Annotated in this window: 1 protein-coding gene; it reads left to right on the top strand. The window is 63.2% G+C overall.

Translation table 11 applies throughout. The features are described 5' to 3' along the window. Positions 1-112 precede the first annotated feature (112 nt). Positions 113-650 (top strand): helix-turn-helix domain-containing protein (locus tag AC3WVS_RS31240; protein WP_492321734.1); only part of this gene is annotated, 538 nt, incomplete at its 3' end.

Genomic DNA, 650 nt, shown 5'->3' with positions numbered 1-650 from the left:
TGTATAGACCGGGGACATAGGTAACACCTGTTCGGGGACATGGGTAACACAACTAGACTGGCTGGCAGTGTCTTTTGGGAGACCTGCCATGCCATGGAAGGAAGTGTCACTCATGGATCAACGCAGGGAACTGGTGATGCTGGCCAGCCAGCCAGGAGCGAACCGGCGGGAGTTGGCCAGGCGATGGGGCATTGCCCCGAAGACGTTGTACAAGTGGCTGTCGCGCTACGCCGAGTCGGGCGAGGGCGGGCTGACAGACCAGTGTCGACGGCCCGCAGCCAATCCGTTGCGTACCGCGCCGGAGCTTGAGCGCCAGGTATTGGCCTTGCGAGACGAGCATCCTTACTGGGGTGCGCGCAAGCTGGCCAAGCTGCTGCAGAACGCCGGCGTGGACGCACTGCCGGCGCCCAGTACCATTCACGAGATCCTGCGCCGCCACGGCCGCCTGGGCGTGGGCGTTGCCGCGGGCCAGCAGCCGTTCCAGCGCTTTGAGCATGCCGAGCCCAATACCTTGTGGCAGATGGACTTCAAAGGCTACGTGCGCAACGAGCGCGGGATTTGTCATCCGCTGACGGTGCTCGATGACCATTCGCGATTCAACCTGTGCCTTGCTGCCTGTGGCGACGAGCGTGCTGAGACGGTCCAGTCCA

It is taken from the genome of Cupriavidus sp. CPT47-8839-RL05A (assembly GCF_058792255.1).
This window is presented reverse-complemented; position numbering and strand designations above follow the sequence as displayed.